This is a genomic window from Lewinella sp. W8 (assembly GCF_004375085.3).
In the GTDB taxonomy this organism is placed as follows: domain Bacteria; phylum Bacteroidota; class Bacteroidia; order Chitinophagales; family Saprospiraceae; genus Neolewinella.
Window position 1 is genome coordinate 1 of sequence record NZ_SNAQ03000057.1, and the last position, 924, is coordinate 924.

Consider the following 924-nt stretch of genomic DNA (forward strand, 5'->3'; position numbering starts at 1 on the left):
CCGGTGACGGTTCCTACTCCTTCGACAACCTGGTACCCGGCGATTACAGCGTACAGTTCGTCCTTCCCGGCGGCTTTGAGTACACGGACCTGAACGAAGGCGGTGACGAAGCGCTGGACAGCGATGCAGACCCCGCGATGAACGGCATGACCGAAACGGTGACACTGGAGAGCGGAGAGAACAACGACGACCTGGATGCGGGACTCTACCGTCCGGCGAGCCTCGGTGACTTCGTCTTCGAAGACACGGACGGCGACGGCATCCAGGATGCTGGCGAGCCCGGTATCCCCAATGTGACGGTGAACCTGAAGAATGAAGCTGGCGTGGTGATCGGTATGACGACCACGGACGGCAACGGCTTCTACGAGTTCCCGAACCTTGAGCCCGGTGTTTACAGCGTACAGTTTGTCCTTCCTGGTGGCTATGAGTACACGGACCTGAACGAGGGTGGTGACGAAGCCCTGGACAGCGATGCTGACCCCGCGATGAACGGCATGACCGAGACGGTTACGCTGGAAAGCGGTGATAATAATGATGATCTTGACGCTGGTCTTTATCGTCCTGCGAGCTTGGGCGACTTCGTCTGGCAGGATACGGACGGTGACGGTGTACAGGATGCTGGTGAGCCCGGCATTGAAAACGTGACGGTCAACCTGCTGGATGCCGACGGCAACCAGATTGCCACGACGACCACGGACGGCAACGGCTTCTACGAGTTCACGAACCTTGCGCCCGATACCTACCGGGTCGAGTTCGTTACTCCGGCCGGTCTAACGCCGAGCCCCGCCGATCAGGGCGGTGACGACGCGACGGACTCCGACGCGCTTGCCGGTGGCGTAACGGCCCCGATCGTACTGGAAAGCGGTGAGAACGACCCGACGATTGACGCTGGCTTCTACCAGACGGCGAGCCTGGGCGACTTTG

1 protein-coding gene is annotated in these 924 nt (G+C 60.6%); it reads left to right on the forward strand.

The genetic code is table 11. From position 1 onward, the window contains the following. On the forward strand, positions 1–924 hold a 924-nt coding region (locus tag E1J53_RS23825; RefSeq protein ID WP_173021623.1), incomplete at both ends, for an SdrD B-like domain-containing protein.